The organism is Pseudoxanthomonas sp. SL93, assembly GCF_026625825.1.
Classification (GTDB): Bacteria; Pseudomonadota; Gammaproteobacteria; order Xanthomonadales; family Xanthomonadaceae; genus Pseudoxanthomonas_A.
Map to the genome: position 1 here is coordinate 3,112,507 of NZ_CP113065.1, position 15,061 is coordinate 3,127,567.

13 protein-coding genes and 1 pseudogene are annotated in these 15,061 nt (G+C 66.9%); 8 read left to right on the forward strand and 6 right to left on the reverse strand.

The window, feature by feature from the left end; all coding sequences use genetic code 11:
- Positions 1-19: 19 nt before the first annotated feature.
- A pseudogene (locus tag OVA13_RS14565) lies at positions 20-1,345 on the forward strand (S41 family peptidase); the annotation flags it as partial.
- Between the two features lie 168 nt (positions 1,346-1,513).
- On the opposite strand, the gene OVA13_RS14570 reads toward OVA13_RS14565, so the two are convergent.
- Genes OVA13_RS14570 through OVA13_RS14580 form a run of 3 tightly spaced genes read right to left on the reverse strand, consistent with a single transcriptional unit; the run spans position 1,514 to position 2,933 of the window.
- The gene (locus OVA13_RS14570) at positions 1,514-1,891 is read right to left on the reverse strand and encodes a hypothetical protein (protein ID WP_267791184.1); all 378 of its coding nucleotides are present in this window, start codon (positions 1,889-1,891) and stop codon (positions 1,514-1,516) included.
- A gap of 7 nt (positions 1,892-1,898) precedes the next feature.
- The gene (locus tag OVA13_RS14575) at positions 1,899-2,219 is read right to left on the reverse strand and encodes a DUF1820 family protein (protein WP_267791185.1); all 321 of its coding nucleotides are present in this window, start codon (positions 2,217-2,219) and stop codon (positions 1,899-1,901) included.
- Between the two features lie 21 nt (positions 2,220-2,240).
- Complete coding sequence (locus tag OVA13_RS14580; RefSeq protein ID WP_267793544.1) at positions 2,241-2,933, reverse strand: rhomboid family intramembrane serine protease; 693 nt, start codon at positions 2,931-2,933, stop codon at positions 2,241-2,243.
- 225 nt (positions 2,934-3,158) lie between these two features.
- Here OVA13_RS14580 and OVA13_RS14585 point away from each other — a divergent pair, with 225 nt between their 5' ends.
- The gene (locus tag OVA13_RS14585; RefSeq protein WP_267791186.1) at positions 3,159-4,550 is read left to right on the forward strand and encodes an OmpP1/FadL family transporter; all 1,392 of its coding nucleotides are present in this window, start codon (positions 3,159-3,161) and stop codon (positions 4,548-4,550) included.
- Positions 4,551-4,623: 73 nt separating this feature from the next.
- On the opposite strand, the gene OVA13_RS14590 is transcribed toward OVA13_RS14585, so the two are convergent.
- From OVA13_RS14590 to putA, 3 genes are all read right to left on the reverse strand, one after another.
- Positions 4,624-5,577, reverse strand: coding sequence for an SMP-30/gluconolactonase/LRE family protein (locus tag OVA13_RS14590; protein WP_267791187.1), 954 nt, complete (start codon positions 5,575-5,577; stop codon positions 4,624-4,626).
- Positions 5,578-5,590: 13 nt separating this feature from the next.
- On the reverse strand, positions 5,591-6,751 hold the full coding sequence (locus OVA13_RS14595; protein ID WP_267791188.1) for a GGDEF domain-containing protein: 1,161 nt from the start codon (positions 6,749-6,751) through the stop codon (positions 5,591-5,593).
- Between the two features lie 201 nt (positions 6,752-6,952).
- The gene (putA, locus tag OVA13_RS14600) at positions 6,953-10,174 is read right to left on the reverse strand and encodes a bifunctional proline dehydrogenase/L-glutamate gamma-semialdehyde dehydrogenase PutA (RefSeq protein ID WP_267791189.1); all 3,222 of its coding nucleotides are present in this window, start codon (positions 10,172-10,174) and stop codon (positions 6,953-6,955) included.
- A gap of 135 nt (positions 10,175-10,309) precedes the next feature.
- Here putA and OVA13_RS14605 point away from each other — a divergent pair, with 135 nt between their 5' ends.
- The 6 genes from OVA13_RS14605 to OVA13_RS14630 are packed head-to-tail and all read left to right on the forward strand — an operon-like array spanning position 10,310 to position 15,025.
- On the forward strand, positions 10,310-10,786 hold the full coding sequence (locus OVA13_RS14605) for a DUF2244 domain-containing protein (RefSeq protein WP_267791190.1): 477 nt from the start codon (positions 10,310-10,312) through the stop codon (positions 10,784-10,786).
- A gap of 18 nt (positions 10,787-10,804) precedes the next feature.
- Positions 10,805-11,743 carry a cytochrome c oxidase subunit II gene (gene coxB, locus OVA13_RS14610; protein ID WP_267791191.1) on the forward strand — a complete coding sequence of 313 codons (939 nt, stop codon included), beginning with the start codon at positions 10,805-10,807 and terminating at the stop codon, positions 11,741-11,743.
- 35 nt (positions 11,744-11,778) lie between these two features.
- Complete coding sequence (gene ctaD / locus OVA13_RS14615) at positions 11,779-13,392, forward strand: cytochrome c oxidase subunit I (protein ID WP_267791192.1); 1,614 nt, start codon at positions 11,779-11,781, stop codon at positions 13,390-13,392.
- A 19-nt stretch (positions 13,393-13,411) separates the two neighbouring features.
- On the forward strand, positions 13,412-13,546 hold the full coding sequence (locus OVA13_RS14620; RefSeq protein ID WP_267791193.1) for a hypothetical protein: 135 nt from the start codon (positions 13,412-13,414) through the stop codon (positions 13,544-13,546).
- Positions 13,543-14,118 carry a cytochrome c oxidase assembly protein gene (locus tag OVA13_RS14625; RefSeq protein ID WP_267791194.1) on the forward strand — a complete coding sequence of 192 codons (576 nt, stop codon included), beginning with the start codon at positions 13,543-13,545 and terminating at the stop codon, positions 14,116-14,118. Before OVA13_RS14620 ends, OVA13_RS14625 begins: the two co-directional genes overlap by 4 nt.
- Positions 14,119-14,146: 28 nt before the next feature.
- Positions 14,147-15,025: a cytochrome c oxidase subunit 3 gene (locus tag OVA13_RS14630; protein WP_267791195.1), complete on the forward strand. Its 879-nt coding sequence runs from the start codon at positions 14,147-14,149 to the stop codon at positions 15,023-15,025.
- Positions 15,026-15,061 lie beyond the last annotated feature (36 nt).

The window sequence follows — 15,061 nt, forward strand, 5'->3', positions numbered from 1 at the left end:
TTCCCCACGGAGTTCCTGCATGCGTTCGCGTCTTTTCCTGGCCTTGACCTTCGCCCTGCTGGGCACGCCCGCGCTGGCCCAGCAGCAGGCGCCTACGCCTGCGCAGGATGGGCCGCCGGTGGTGGCGCCCAGCGACGATCCGGATGCCGCCGAGACAGCGCCAGCCAAGGTGCCGCTGGACGAGATCCGCCGCTACGTGGCGGTGTTCAATGCGGTGAAGGATGCGTACGTCGAGCCGGTGGAGGACCGTAAGCTGATGCAGTCCGCCATCCGCGGGCTGCTGCTGGACCTGGACCCGCACAGCACCTACTTCAACAAGGAAGACGCCGACGCCTTCGACGAACAGGCCAACGGTGCCTACGAGGGCATCGGTGTGGAACTGCTGCAGCAACCGGACAACACGCTGCGCGTCATCGCGCCGATCGACGACACGCCCGCGGCGAAGGCGGGCATCAGGTCCGGCGACATCATCACCGCGATCGATGGCAAGCCGATCAGTGCGGAAGACGGCATGGAACCGCTGCGCGGCCTGCCCGGCAGCAAGATCACGCTGACCCTCCTGCGCGAAGGCACGCCCAAGGCCTTCGACGTGACCCTGGTGCGCGACACCATCCGCATCACCAGCGTGCGCAGCCGCGTGCTGGAACCGGGCTACGGCTATCTGCGCATCAGCGCCTTCCAGACCGATACCGCCGCCGATTTCCAGAAGCAGTTGGAACAGCTGCAGGCCAAGGGTCCGTTGCGCGGCATCGTGCTGGATCTGCGCAGCAACCCGGGTGGCCTGCTGCTGGCCGCCGTGCAGGTGGCCGACGAACTGCTGGACAGCGGCAACATCGTCAGCACGCGCGGGCGCCTGTCGATCAGCGATTCCAAGTTCGACGCCACGCCCGGTGATCGCCTGAACGGTGCGCCGGTCGTGGTGCTGGTGGATGCGGGCTCGGCCAGTGCGTCCGAAGTGCTGGCCGGCGCGTTGCGCGACAACAATCGCGCGCGGGTGGTGGGCAGCCGTACGTTCGGCAAGGGCTCGGTGCAGACCGTGCTGCCGCTGGACAATGGCGATTCGGTCAAGCTGACCACGGCGCGCTATTACACGCCCAGCGGCAAGTCGATCCAGGCCAGCGGCATCGTGCCGGATGTCGTGGTGAAGCCCGAGCCCGGCGCGGGCGCTATCGGCTCGGTCGTCGAGAAGGACGGCCAGCTGTACATCACCGAGGCCACGCTGCCCGGCCACCTGGTCGGCGACGACGAGGGCAAGGTGCCCTACCAGCCGGGCGACGTCCTGGAAGGCGACAAGCCGATCACCGCCGCACTGGCGGAACTGAAGAAGAGCGTCACCGCCGCGCGCACCGCCTCCACCGGCAAGCAGGTGCGCTGAGTCGCGGTCTGGTGCGTGTGGGAGCGACGTGAGTCGCGACACCTCATCGGTGCTCGAAGGCGTACCGCTTCCACAAGACGATGTGCCTCGATGCCGGATCCAGGCTGGTCCTTGAAGTGACGTCGGCTTGACGAACTGCTAGATCGCCAACCCAAGCGACCACGCGACCACGGCCAGTATCACCAACGCGATGGCACCGAGCCAGCGTGGGTGGAAGGCCAAGGTTCGCGAGGTTGGCTCCGGAACGATCCCCCGCTCCAGGCTGGCGATGATCTCGTCCAGCGCATCATCCTGATCCTTGCGATAGGCCGGATCTTTGACCCGGATGTCAGCTTCGTGCAGGTAGAACATGACCTGGGGAGGGAGCTGCACTTCCGGGAACGTGGCGTGTTGCCAGCTGACGAACCGCCGCCCAGCCGCGTACCAGCTGTCCAGACCGTCGCGTGAATCCGGCGAGGAGTGCTGCAGTCGCCGCAGCGCTTGGGCAATCTCTCCGAGTTGCGACGGATCTGCCATCAACGGCTCAACGCGGCTTCGCCGGCAACGGGAACGGCGTGACGACCTTCTCGCCGGTCGCCGCGTCGCGGATCGCCGACTGGCCTTTGCGCTCGACTTCCTCGATGCGGATGATGCTCTGCATGGGCAGGTGCAGCACCTGCGTGCCGCCGAACTCGTCGCGCAGCCGTTCCTCGGTCGGATCGACGACCAGTCCCTCGTGCACGTCGAACACCAGCTCGGCGACCTCGGTGAACCCCCACAGGCCGCTGGCCGCGACCTTGCGCGCGTACAGCTCGTAGACCTTGCTGTGGTTGAGGAAGGTGATCTTGTAGAGCTTGTTCTTCATGGCGCGGATTATAGGCGCGCGTCAGTAGCCCTGGCGCTTGCGCATGCGCCGCGCGATGGCGGCGCGCACGAACAGGGCGAACACCACGCCGAACAGGAAACCGGCGATGTGCGCCGACCACGCCACCGCGCCGAAGGCGGGGCCGATGTAGGCGAACACCACCTGCAGCAGTGCCCAGATGCCGATCAGCACCGACGCGGGCGCCTTCACGAATTCCAGGAACAGGCCCAGCGGCACCACCACGCCCAGCTTGGCAGTCGGGAACAGCGCCAGGTACGCGCCGATCACCGCCGACACCGCACCGCTTGCGCCGATGATCACGCGGTCGGGCGTGCCGATGGTCAGCACGGCCGCCACGTTGGCCACGGCGCCACCCAGCAGGAACAGCAGCAGGAATCGCCACGGCCCCATCGCCCGTTCCGCCGGCAGCCCGAAGATCAGCAGGAACACCAGGTTGCCCAGCAGGTGGGCCCAGTCCGCATGCAGGAACAGCGCGGTGAACAGCCGCAGCACGGTGCCGCGCTGCAGCGACGCCAGCCAGACCTCGGGCGCCATCATTCCGCCCGTCAGCGCGCCCCATTCCGTCACCAGGCTGCGGTGGGCCGCGTCACCCAGCGTCAGCACCCAGCAGAACGCCGCCGACAGCAGCACCACCAGGACCGGCGTGGCCCAGCGCAGCGGCGACTTCTTGCGCGAGGGAATGGAGACGAACATGCAGCGGAAGGGTAGCCGGTCCATGCGGCACTGCCCATGGTGCGATGCAACGAAACTGAATAGGGGCAATGACTTACGACGGATTGTTAGAGTTTAGTTAGCAGGTATACTGCATACGGCGTCGTATGTCGGGAGGGGCTTCCGGCAGGCCGAACGGGTGGACAACACACCCGCGGTCGTTCGCGGCGCCGGCGGTTTTTACCCACGTCTCCGGAGAGATCATTCATGGAATTTGCTAAGAACATCACCCGCGTTTCTGCGCTGGCCCTCGGTATCGCAGGCGTGCTGGCGTACGGCGACGTGCATGCCGCCGCCTTCCAGCTGAAGGAAAACAGCGTCAAGGCCCAGGGCCGTGCGATGGCCGGTGCGGCCTCCGCCAAGGGCGACGCCTCGGTCGTGGTCAACAACCCGGCCGTCATGTCCACCTTCACCGAGCGCACCCTGCAGGCCGACGTCACCGCGATCGACCTGTCCTACGAATTCGAAGGCAGCGGCACCGCCGCGACCGGCACCCCGTTCCAGCAGCCGCTGACCGGCGGCAACGGTGGCGACGCCGGTGACGTGGCCGCCGTGCCGGCCGCGTCCTTCATCCTGCCGCTGAGCGGCGATTTCGAATACCTGACGCTGGGCATGATGATCAGCGCGCCGTTCGGCCTGAAGACCGAATACGACGATGGCTGGAAGGGCCGTTACCACGCGCTGGAATCCGACGTGAAGATCGTCGACCTGACGCTGGCCGCCTCGCTGGAACTGAGCGACCGCTTCTCGGTCGGTGCCGGTTTCATCTACGAGCACGCCGACGTCACCCTGTCCAACGCCGTCGACTTCGGCACCATCATCTGCAGCCAGAACCCGGCCGCCTGCGTCACCCCGAGCCCGGCCGCCGCGCCGTTCGGCCCGCAGCGCAACGACGGTTTCGCCAGCATCAACGGCACCAGCAACAGCTTCGGCTGGATCGTCGGCCTGAACTGGCGCCCGACCGACAAGCTGTCGCTGGGCTACTCGCACCGCTCCGAGATCGACCATGAACTCGAGGGCGATTCGGTGTTCGTCGTGCCGGGCAACGTGCGTGCCGCCTTCGATGCCAATCCGCTCACGCGTCCGCTGTTCCGCAATGGCGGCGGCGGTGCCGACCTGACCACCCCGGCCATCGATGCCTTCAGCGCCACCTACTACGCCACCGACCGCTTCACCGTCATGGCCGAAGTGACGCGCACCGACTGGTCGTCGCTGCAGGAAATCCGCATCGAGTTCGACAACCCGGCGCAGCCTGATTCGGCCGAGGAGTACAACTGGGACGAGAACTTCTTCTACTCGCTCGGTGGCGAGTACAAGTTCAGCGATGCCTTCACCTTCCGCGCCGGCGTGGCCCGCGACGACTCCCCGGTGAGCCGTCCGTACCGCACCCCGCGCCTGCCCGACCAGGACCGCATGTGGTACTCGCTGGGCCTGACCTGGACGGTGTCCGAGCACTTCGAACTGAGCGCCAGCTACGTGAAGATCGACATCGTCGATACGCCCGAAGTGGACCTGACCACCAGCACCCGCGCACGCCTGGTGGGTGACTTCGAAGGCGGCGCCGACCTGTTCGGCGTGTCGATGCAGTACACGTTCTGATCGCAGCGCGAGACGAACAGGAAAACCCCGCCTCGGCGGGGTTTTCTTTTTTGTGGGGTCCGTCCGTTCCGGATCAGTAAGGCAGGCCGGCCACCGGCAGTTCGATCGACCACAGGCTGGCCGCGCCGGTCAGGAACAGCGTGCGCCGCGCGGGGCCGCCGAACGCCGCATTGGTGATGTTGGCATCAACACGGATCGTCGCCAGCACCTCGCCCGCCGGCGAGAACACGCGCAGGCGCTGTTCGCCATGCTCGGTGACGTAGACATTGCCGAGGCAGTCCACGGCCATGCCGTCGCCGCCCGAGACGCGTGCCAGATCCTTTCCCGGCCCGGGCACGCCATCGACCAGCGCATAGGCGCGCAGCACGTCGCCGTCCGCGGTGCCGCCCACCACGTAAAGCGTGTCGCCATCGGGCGAGAGCGCGATGCCGTTGGGATTGCGCAGGCCCGCCTCGACCACCGTCGTCGTGCCGCCGTGGTGGCGGTAGACGCGCGTCTGCGACTGGCCGCCCGGTGCGGCCTTGCGCTGATAGTCCGGGTCGGTGAAGTAGAGGCTGCCGTCGGCGGCCATCACCAGGTCATTGGGCGAATTGAAGGGCTGGCCTTCGAAGCGGGACACCAGCGGTGTGCGTTCACCGGTCGGCAGGTCGATGCGCGCCACCTGCTTGCGGTCGTGCGTGGCGGCGATCAGGTTGCCCTTGGTGTCCAGGCCCAGTCCGTTGCTGCCGCTGTCCGCGACCACGGTCTCCCACCGGTCGGGCGGGGTGAAGCGGCGGATGCGCGAAGGAAAGCGACCGGTGTGCACGAAGTCCGACAGGTACAGCGCGTCGTCGCGCCACACCGGGCCCTCGTAGAGACGGTCCTGGTCGTCGTCGACCCGTGCGGCCTCCACGCGCTGGGCGACCAGTTCGCCGCTGGGCGCGATGCCGGGATCGGCGGGACAGACCTTCTGCCAGGCCGAGGCATGCGCCATCGGGCTGGCGCACAGCGCGAGCAGGGCAAGGGACAGGCGGTGGTGACGCAGCATGGCGATCCTCGGGTCAGGCGGGCAGCCAGCGTACCTCGATCCGGTTGCGTCCCTTGTGCTTGGCCTCATACAACGCCTCATCGGCCAGGCGCATCAGCGTGCTGTATTGCGCATGGCGGTTGGCGGTGAACGACATGCCCAGGCTGACGGTGATGCGGAACGAAGCCCCGACCGGGCTGAATTCCAGCCCCATCACCTGCTGGCGGATGCGTTCGGCCAGCGCCTGTGCGGTTTCCGCGTGCGTGTCCCGCAGCACCAGCATGAACTCCTCGCCGCCCAGCCGCGCGAACAGGTCATCGCTGCGGATGCAGCCGCGCACCACGTCGGAGAAGCGCTGCAGCACCTCGTCGCCGGCATCGTGCCCGTGGTGGTCGTTGACCGTCTTGAAATGGTCCAGGTCCAGCGCGATCACCGCCAGCCCGTGTTCGGCCGAGGCCCACGGGCTGCGTGCCTGCAGTTCGCTGTTCAGGCCGCGCCGGTTGAGCGCGCCGGTCAGGGGGTCGAACAGGGCGCTCTGCCGCAACGGCTCGGCGGCGCGGAAACTGGTCAGCATCAGCATGCAGAAATTCAGCAGGAACCAGATCGACAGGTCCATGTTCACCCAGATGGGATTGGGCCCGTAGCTTCCCGTCAGCGCCGCCAGCAGATCATTGCCGTACAGCCACAGCAGCACGATGCAGCCTGCGATCATCAACCGGGCCGGCACGTGGTCCGGCGCGCTGCGCAGCGCCAGCAGGTGGCGGGCCACCAGCACCAGCACGATGACTTCGGTCGCGCTCATCGCCGCGCCCTGCGCATCCACGGTGCCGGCGAACAGCCAGCCGGCCATCGAGAAACCCATGCACAGCGGCAGCAGCGCGACTTCCCAGCGCCGCAGCGCGCGCTGCTGGACGAACTGGATCATCGACCAGGCAAGCCCCACCAGGCCGGCGCACGCCAGCAGGCCGCCGATGCCGGCGATGCTTTCGGCCAGGGTGGCGTCACCGGCGCGCGACAGCACCTGCGAGGTGCCGTCCAGCATGGCCGCACCCAGCGAGTAGAGGAAATGCGCCACGCCCCACGTGGCGATGCCGCGCACGCCGCGCGACACCTTGCCCACGTACCAGAAGAGCACCAGCAGCACTGCCGCAAGCACGCAGTCGCTGAGCAGCAGGTTGTAGAAATCCGTCGTCATCCGCACCGGGCCGTCTGGCCATCAAGCTTCCTGTCGCCGGTTGAACGCAAAAAACAGGCTGGACCGGCAGGAACGCCGCGGACATGCTGCGTCATCGCCAGTGAAGGTTCAGCGACGCGGTTCGCGGAACGCGGAAAGGAAAAACCCCGCCATGGGCGGGGTCTTCCGGTGCAGCGTGAGGATGCGCGCGTGCGCGCGGCGTCAGTCGCCCAGCGTCAGCAGCGAGGCGTTGCCGCCGGCGGCCGTCGTGTTGACGGTGACCGTCTTCTCGGTGGCGAAGCGCGGCAGGTAGTGCGGACCGCCGGCCTTCGGTCCGGTGCCCGACAGGCCCTGGCCACCGAACGGCTGCACGCCGACCACCGCACCGATCTGGTTGCGGTTGACGTACACGTTGCCCACCTTCACGCGCGAGGCGATGCGGTCGATGGTCTCGTCGATGCGCGAATGCACGCCCAGCGTCAGGCCGTAGCCGGTGGCGTTGATGGCGTCGATGACCTTGTCCAGGTCGTCGGCCTTCCAGCGCACGACATGCAGGGCCGGCCCGAAGATTTCCTTGTCCAGCTGCCCGAGCGACTTGAGTTCCCACGCACGCGGCGCGAAGAAGGTGCCGTGCGCGGTGTCATCGCCTGCGTTGGCCTGCTTGATGAGACGCGCTTCGTTCGCCATGCGCGCGGCGTGGTCGTCGAGGATCTTCAGTGCATCGGCGTCGATCACCGGGCCGACATCGGTCGACAGCAGGCCGGGGTCGCCGACCTTCAGCTCGTCCATCGCACCGGCCAGCATCGTCATCACCTTGTCGGCGATGTCGTCCTGCACGAACAGCACGCGCGCGGCCGAGCAGCGCTGGCCCGCAGAGGTGAAGGCGGAGCCCATCGCGTCCTTCACCAGCTGTTCCGGCAGCGCCGAGGAGTCGGCGATGAAGGCGTTCTGTCCGCCGGTTTCGGCGATCAGGGTGGCGATCGGGCCTGCCTCACGGCCGGCGAGCGCGCGGTTGATGGCGCGCGCGGTGTCGGTGGAACCGGTGAAGGCCACGCCGGCCACGCGCGGGTCCTTGGTCAGCGCGGCGCCGACGGTGGCGCCGTCGCCGGGCAGGAACTGCAGCACGGCTTCCGGAATGCCGGCCTCATGCAGCAGCTTCACCGCCGCATGGCCGATCAGGTTGGTCTGTTCGGCCGGCTTGGCGATCACGCTGTTGCCGGCGGCCAGCGCAGCGCTCACCTGGCCCAGGAAGATCGCCAGCGGGAAATTCCACGGGCTGATGCAGACGAACACGCCGCGGCCCTGCAACTGCAGCTGGTTGGATTCGCCGGTAGGGCCGGGCAGGTGCTCGGGCGCGCCGAACTGCGCGCGTGCCTGGGCGGCGTAGTAGCGCAGGAAGTCCACGGCTTCGCGCACTTCGGCGACGCTGTCGGGGATGGTCTTGCCGGCTTCCTTCACGCACAGCGCGATGTAGTCGGGCAGGCGCTGCTCCAGCAGGTTCGCGGCGTGCTCGAGGATGGCGGCGCGGCTGGCGGCCGGCGTGCGGTCCCAGGCGGGCTGCGCGGCGACGGCGTTCGCCAGCGCCTTCTCGACGGTGCCGCTGTCGGCCGGCTGCCATTCGCCGACGGTCTGGCGGCGGTCGGCCGGATTGGTCACCGGCAACGCCGTGCTGGTGACGACGGCGCCCGGCACCAGCGGCGCGGCGCGCCAAGGCTTGACGGCGGCGTTGATGCGCTCGGCCAGTGCGCGCAGGTCGTTGTCGTTGGCGAGGTTGGCGCCCATGGAGTTGTTCCTGTCTGAATTCTGGATGGGAGCCGGCTGGCTCCGGAAAAGATCGACCGGCAGCGGGATGCGCGGGTGGGGAATCGTGTCGAACCCGGACACGGTCTGCACCGGGTCGCGGATCAGGTCCTCGATGGCCACGTTCTCGTCGGTGATGCGGTTGACGAAGCTGCTGTTGGCGCCGTTTTCCAGCAGGCGGCGCACCAGGTACGGCAGCAGGTCCTCGTGCGAACCGACCGGCGCGTAGACGCGGCAGGGGATGTCGAGGCGGTCCTTCGGCACCACTTCGGCATACAGGTCGTCGCCCATGCCGTGCAGCTTCTGGTGCTCGTATGCGCGTCCCTGTGCGATGCCACGGATGGCCGCGATGGTCTGCGCGTTGTGGGTGGCGAACATCGGGTACAGCGCGTCGCCGTGGTCGAACATGCGGCGCGCGTTGGCCAGGTACGACACGTCGGTGTTCGGCTTGCGCGTGAACACCGGGTAGCCCGGGTGGCCGTCGATCTGCGCGCGCTTGATCTCCGCGTCCCAGTACGCGCCCTTGACCAGGCGCACCGGCATGCGGCGGCCGGTGCGGCGGGCCAGGTCGGCCAGGAAGTCGATCACGTAGGGCGTGCGCTTCTGGTAGGCCTGCACGGCCAGGCCGTAGCCTTCCCAGCCGTCCAGCGACGGGTCGGAAAAAGTGGTTTCGATCAGGTCCAGCGACAGTTCCAGCCGGTCGGCTTCCTCGGCGTCGATGGTGAAGCCGATGCCGTAGGACTTGGCCAGCTGCGCCAGTTCCAGGATGCCCGGGGCCAGTTCCTTCATCACGCGGGCGCGCTTGGCGTGCTCGTAGCGCGGGTGCAGGGCGGACAGCTTGATCGAGATGCTCGGCGCGGCGAAGACATCATCGAAAGGCCCCGTCCGGCCGATCGCATGGATGGCCTTGCGATAGGCCTCCAGGTAGCGCGCCGCGTCCTTTGCGGTCAGCGCGCCCTCGCCGAGCATGTCGAACGAGTAGCGGTAGTCGGCGTTGTCGCCCTTGCGGCTGCGCGACAGTGCCTCGTCGATGGTCCGCCCCATCACGAACTGGTGGCCCATGATGCGCATGGCCTGGCGCACGGCCAGGCGGATCACCGGCTCGCCCACGCGTCCGACCAGGCGCTTGAAGGCGCCGGGCACGTCGGCGCGGGTCAGGTCGTTCAGGTTGACCAGCCGGCCGGTCAGCATCAGGCCCCAGGTGGAGGCGTTGACCAGCACCGAGTCGCTCTGCCCGAGGTGTTTTTCCCAGTCGGCATCGCCCAGCTTGTCGCGGATCAGCTTGTCGGCGGTCTCCTGGTCGGGGATGCGCAGCAGCGCCTCGGCCACGCACATCAGCAGCACGCCCTCCTCGCTGCCCAGGTCGTACTGGCGCATGAAGGCTTCGATGGCGCCCTGGTCCTGGGCGCGGGCGCGGACCCGCTTGACCAGGTCGGAGGCCAGCTTCTGGGCGCGGATCTGCTCCTCGGACGGCAGGCGGGCCTGGGCCAGCAGTTCGCGCACATGTTCAGTTTCGTCGCGCAGCCAGGCCGCCGTGATCGCGGCGCGCAGTGCGCCGGGTTCCGGCGGCAGTTCGGCCGCGATGATGCGGCCCGGGAGATGCCCCGGAGCCTGATCTGCAAGGGGTTGCGGGTGATTCGTCATGGCTGCCAATCGGCCAGGGGAAGCCCGATAGTGTAGGCCTTCGCACCGTTGCCGAGAACGCATGAAGCTTGCCGCAATGCGGTGCGGGGGCTACCATTTAGCGGTTTTCCGCGGCCTCTGCGTGTGGCTGGCGACATGATCGAAGTGGTTCCGTCATCGTGGGGCGGACAGGGCGGGCGGCTCAGGCTGCGGCCGCCCAGGGCGCTGACGCGCCGCCAGTTCGTGATGCTGTTCGCCGCACTGTCGGGGGCGATGTGGGTCGTCGCGATGCTGGGCTGGTGGGGAGGCAATGCCTTCGCCCCGGTGTTCGCATTGCTGCACTCGGGCATCGTGGCGGCTGCGCTCAGGGCACTGTGGCGCAGCGGCGAACGTGGTGAGGACATCAGCATCGGTCCGGAGGCGGTGGAAGTGAGCACCCCCCAGGCCGGACAGGTGTTCCGGGCGCATCCTTACTGGGTACGCCTGCGTATCGAGCAAGGTGGCGAAAGGATTTCGCTGGCGTCCAGCGGCAGGCAGGTCCAGGTGGGCAACTTCCTGGGACCGGCCGAGCGGCAGGAGCTGGCGGGCAAGTTGCAGGATTTACTGGCGGCCGCGAATGGCCGCAACCGATGACGCATTGGGGTCTAGGCAATGACGCAAGTGAATGGTTACTGGAAGCGTTTGACGATGGCGTGCATGGTGCTGGCGATGCCGGCACTGGCGTGGGCGCAGTCGGCGGACCCGAAGCCGTGGCAGCTGAACATGGGCAAGGGCGTGACCGAATCGGCCCGCCACGCCTATGACGCGCACATGATCGCGCTGTGGGTCTGCATCGTGATCGGCGTCATCGTGTTCGGCGCGATGGGCTATGCGATGTTCAAGTTCCGCAAGTCCAAGGGTGCGGTGGCGGCGCAGTTCAGCCACAACACCACGGCCGAGATCATCTGGACCGTCATCCCGGTACTGATCCTGGTGGTCATGGCCTGGCCGGCGACCGCCAAGCTGATCGCCATGTACGACACCCGCGATTCCGAAATGACCGTCAAGGTCACCGGCTACCAGTGGATGTGGAAGTACGAGTACCTGGGCGAGGACGTGTCGTTCACCAGCCGCCTGGACCGTGAATCCGACCGCATCCGCCAGAGCGGCGAGCAGCCCGACCTGGCCAAGAACCCGCACTACCTGCTGGACGTCGACAACCAGCTGGTGCTGCCCACCAACACCAAGATCCGCTTCGTCATCACCGCCGACGACGTGATCCACGCATGGTGGGTGCCGGCGCTGGGCTGGAAGCAGGACGCCATCCCGGGCATCGTCAACGAGGCCTGGACCGACATCAAGGAACCCGGCATCTACCGTGGCCAGTGCGCCGAACTGTGCGGCAAGGACCATGGCTTCATGCCCATCGTGGTGAAGGCCGTGCCGAAGGCCGAGTTCGACCAGTGGCTGGCCTCGAAGAAGCCCGCCCCGGCCGCCGCACCCGCTCCGGCCGCGCCGGTGGAAGAGGCCGCACCGGCCGACGCCACGACGGCCCCGGCCGTTGAAGCCGCCCCCACCGCCGAGACGCCCGCGCCGACCGCGCAGGGCTGATCGACCGTCCGCATCAGCTGCAAGAGATTACGCACATGGCCAACACCGCTGTCGATCATCATGACGATCACCACGGTCACCAGCAGGGTTTCATCGAACGGTGGTTCTTCTCCACGAACCACAAGGACATCGGTACCCTCTACCTGATCTTCAGCTTCATCATGTTCATCATCGGCGCCGCCATGTCGGTGGTCATCCGTGCGGAACTGATGGTGCCCGGCCTGCAACTGGTCAGCCCCGAGTTCTTCAACCAGATGACCACCGTGCACGCGCTGGTCATGATCTTCGGTGGCGTGATGCCGGCGTTCGTCGGCCTGGCCAACTGGATGATTCCGCTGCAGGTGGGCGCGCCGGACATGGCGCTGCCGCGCATGAACAACTGGTCCTTCTGGATCATGCCGTTCGCCTTCACCCTGCTGCTGAGCTCGCTGTTCCTGCCGGGCGGTGCGCCGGCCGGTGGCTGGACGCTGTACCCGCCGCTGTCGCTGCAGGGCGGCTTCAACGTGGCGTTCACCATCTTCGCCATCCACATGATGGGCATCAGCTCCATCATGGGCGCGATCAACATCATCGCAACCGTGCTGAACATGCGCGCGCCGGGCATCGACCTGCTGAAGATGCCGATCTTCTGCTGGACCTGGCTGATCACCGCGTTCCTGCTGATCGCCGTCATGCCGGTGCTGGCCGGCGCGGTGACCATGCTGCTGACCGACAAGTTCTTCGGCACCAGCTTCTTCAATGCCGCCGGCGGCGGCGACCCGGTGATGTACCAGCACATCTTCTGGTTCTTCGGTCACCCCGAGGTCTACATCATGATCCTGCCGGCGTTCGGCGTGGTGTCGGAAATCATCCCGACCTTCAGCCGCAAGCCGCTGTTCGGCTACCAGGCCATGGTGTACGCGACCGCCTCGATCGCGTTCCTGTCGTTCATCGTGTGGGCGCACCACATGTTCACGGTGGGCATGCCGCTGGGTGGCGAGATCTACTTCATGTTCGCCACCATGCTGATCGCCATCCCGACCGGCGTGAAGGTGTTCAACTGGGTCAGCACGATGTGGAAGGGCTCGCTGAGCTTCGAGACGCCGATGCTGTGGGCGGTGGGCTTCGTCATCCTGTTCACCATCGGCGGTTTCTCCGGCCTGATGCTGGCCATCGTGCCGGCGGACTTCCAGTACCACGACACCTATTTCGTGGTGGCGCACTTCCACTACGTGCTGGTGACCGGCGCGCTGTTCTCCATCATCGCCGCCACCTACTACTGGTGGCCGAAGTGGACCGGCCGCATGTACAACGAGTTCTGGGGCAAGTTCCATTTCTGGTGGACCATCGTGTTCGTCAACCTGTTGTTCTTCCCGCAGCACTTCCTGGGCCTGGCCGGCATGCCGCGCCGCATCCCGGACTACAACCCGGTGTTCGCGGACTGGAACCTGATCAGCTCGATCGGCGCGTTCGGCATGTTCGCCACGCCGTTCATGATGGCCGCCATCCTGTGGGCCTCGCTGCGCAACGGTGCCAAGGCCGAGGCACGCGCCTGGGAAAACGCCAAGGGCCTGGAGTGGACCGTGCCGTCGCCGGCCCCGCACCACACGTTCACCACGCCGCCGGTCATCAAGGATGGCGACCTGGCGCACGGCGACGTGACGCACTGAGACCGTTGAGCCGTACCGCATGAACACCCCCGCGCTCAGCCCCGAGGAACTCGCACGCCGCCGCAAGGCGGTGCTGCGCACGGCGTGGGTGATCGGCGGCATCGCGTTCGCGATCTTCGCGGCGTTCATCGGCCGGGCGGTGCTGAGCGCATGACCGCCGCGCGATCCAACTCGGCGGGCCTGTTCAAGCTGCTCGGCGTGGCGCTGGCGGTGTTCGTGCTGACGTTCTCGCTGGTGCCGCTGTACCGCATCGCCTGCGAGAAGGTCTTCGGCATCCGCCTGGAGCAGGGCCCGGGCCAGGCCGCGGTGAATGCCGCCAAGGCCAAGCGTACGGTCACCGTGCAGTTCGACGGTGGCGTGAACTCCAAGCTGCCGTGGGCGTTCCATCCGGAACAGCTGACCATGCAGGTCGTGCCCGGCGAGCTGTACGAGGCGAAGTATTTCGCCCGCAACGACAGCACGCGCGCCATCGTCGGCAGTGCGGTGCCGTCGGTGGCCCCGGCGCAGGCGTCGGGCTACTTCACCAAGACCGAGTGCTTCTGCTTCACCGCCCAGACCCTGCAGGCCGGCGAGAGCCGCGACATGCCGGTGCGTTTCATCGTGGACGCGGACCTGCCGGAGGAAGTGAAGATCATCACCCTGTCGTATACCTTCTTCAAGAACGATGCACTGACCGCGCAGATCGGCACGGGCAATGCATCGACCTCGCCGCTCGCGGCACCCTGATCACGCCTTAGCAAACGGAAACAACGCCATGGCAAATGCCCCTACGCCGGACGCCAACGTCTACTTCGTTCCCCACAGCAGCAAGTGGCCGTTCGTGGGCTCCATCGCCATGTTCGTGACCATGGTCGGCGTGGCCAGCTGGCTCAATGACGTTTCGTGGGGCATGTGGACCTTCTACGCCGGCGTGGTGATGCTGTGCGCGACGTTGTTCATGTGGTTCGGCGACGTGATCCGCGAGTCGGTGAGCGGCCACTACAACCGCCAGGTGGACGTGTCGTTCCGCATGGGCATGGTGTGGTTCATCTTCTCGGAAGTGATGTTCTTCGCCGCCTTCTTCGGTGCGCTGTTCTATGCCCGCACGCTGGCGTTGCCGTGGCTGGGTGGTGAAGGCGACGGCGTGATGACCAACAGCCTGCTGTGGGAAGGCTTCAGCGCCGCATGGCCGAGCGCGGGCCCGGGCCAGGTGGGCGGCCAGTTCCAGACCATCCCCGCGTGGGGCCTGCCGCTGCTCAACACGTTGATCCTGTTGACCTCGGGCGTCACCATCACCATCGCGCACCACGCGCTGAAGGCGGGCAACCGCAAGCAGCTGCTGATCTGGCTGGGCGCCACGGTGCTGCTGGGCTGCGTGTTCCTGTTCTACCAGGCGGAGGAATACGTCCACGCCTACAAGGAGCTGAACCTGACGCTGGGTTCGGGCATCTACGGTTCGACCTTCTTCATGCTGACCGGCTTCCACGGCCTGCACGTGACGCTGGGCACCATCATGCTGGCGATCATCTGGTTCCGTTGCGCCAAGGGCCACTTCACCAAGGACAACCACTTTGGCTTCGAAGCCGTGGCGTGGTACTGGCACTTCGTGGACGTGGTGTGGCTGGGCCTGTTCCTGTTCGTCTACGTGCTGTAAGCGCGCGACAGAAAGACAAAGAAAGGGCCGGCAATG

Coding starts and splice junctions, on each gene's coding strand:
- OVA13_RS14630 (WP_267791195.1), top strand. CDS start 14,147: ATGGCAAATGCCCCTACGCCGGACGCCAACGTCTACTTCGTTCCCCAC.
- OVA13_RS14570 (WP_267791184.1), bottom strand. CDS start 1,891: ATGGCAGATCCGTCGCAACTCGGAGAGATTGCCCAAGCGCTGCGGCGA.
- OVA13_RS14605 (WP_267791190.1), top strand. CDS start 10,310: ATGATCGAAGTGGTTCCGTCATCGTGGGGCGGACAGGGCGGGCGGCTC.
- OVA13_RS14590 (WP_267791187.1), bottom strand. CDS start 5,577: ATGCTGCGTCACCACCGCCTGTCCCTTGCCCTGCTCGCGCTGTGCGCC.
- OVA13_RS14595 (WP_267791188.1), bottom strand. CDS start 6,751: ATGACGACGGATTTCTACAACCTGCTGCTCAGCGACTGCGTGCTTGCG.
- putA (WP_267791189.1), bottom strand. CDS start 10,174: ATGACGAATCACCCGCAACCCCTTGCAGATCAGGCTCCGGGGCATCTC.
- OVA13_RS14585 (WP_267791186.1), top strand. CDS start 3,159: ATGGAATTTGCTAAGAACATCACCCGCGTTTCTGCGCTGGCCCTCGGT.
- OVA13_RS14625 (WP_267791194.1), top strand. CDS start 13,543: ATGACCGCCGCGCGATCCAACTCGGCGGGCCTGTTCAAGCTGCTCGGC.
- coxB (WP_267791191.1), top strand. CDS start 10,805: ATGACGCAAGTGAATGGTTACTGGAAGCGTTTGACGATGGCGTGCATG.
- OVA13_RS14620 (WP_267791193.1), top strand. CDS start 13,412: ATGAACACCCCCGCGCTCAGCCCCGAGGAACTCGCACGCCGCCGCAAG.
- OVA13_RS14575 (WP_267791185.1), bottom strand. CDS start 2,219: ATGAAGAACAAGCTCTACAAGATCACCTTCCTCAACCACAGCAAGGTC.
- OVA13_RS14580 (WP_267793544.1), bottom strand. CDS start 2,933: ATGTTCGTCTCCATTCCCTCGCGCAAGAAGTCGCCGCTGCGCTGGGCC.
- ctaD (WP_267791192.1), top strand. CDS start 11,779: ATGGCCAACACCGCTGTCGATCATCATGACGATCACCACGGTCACCAG.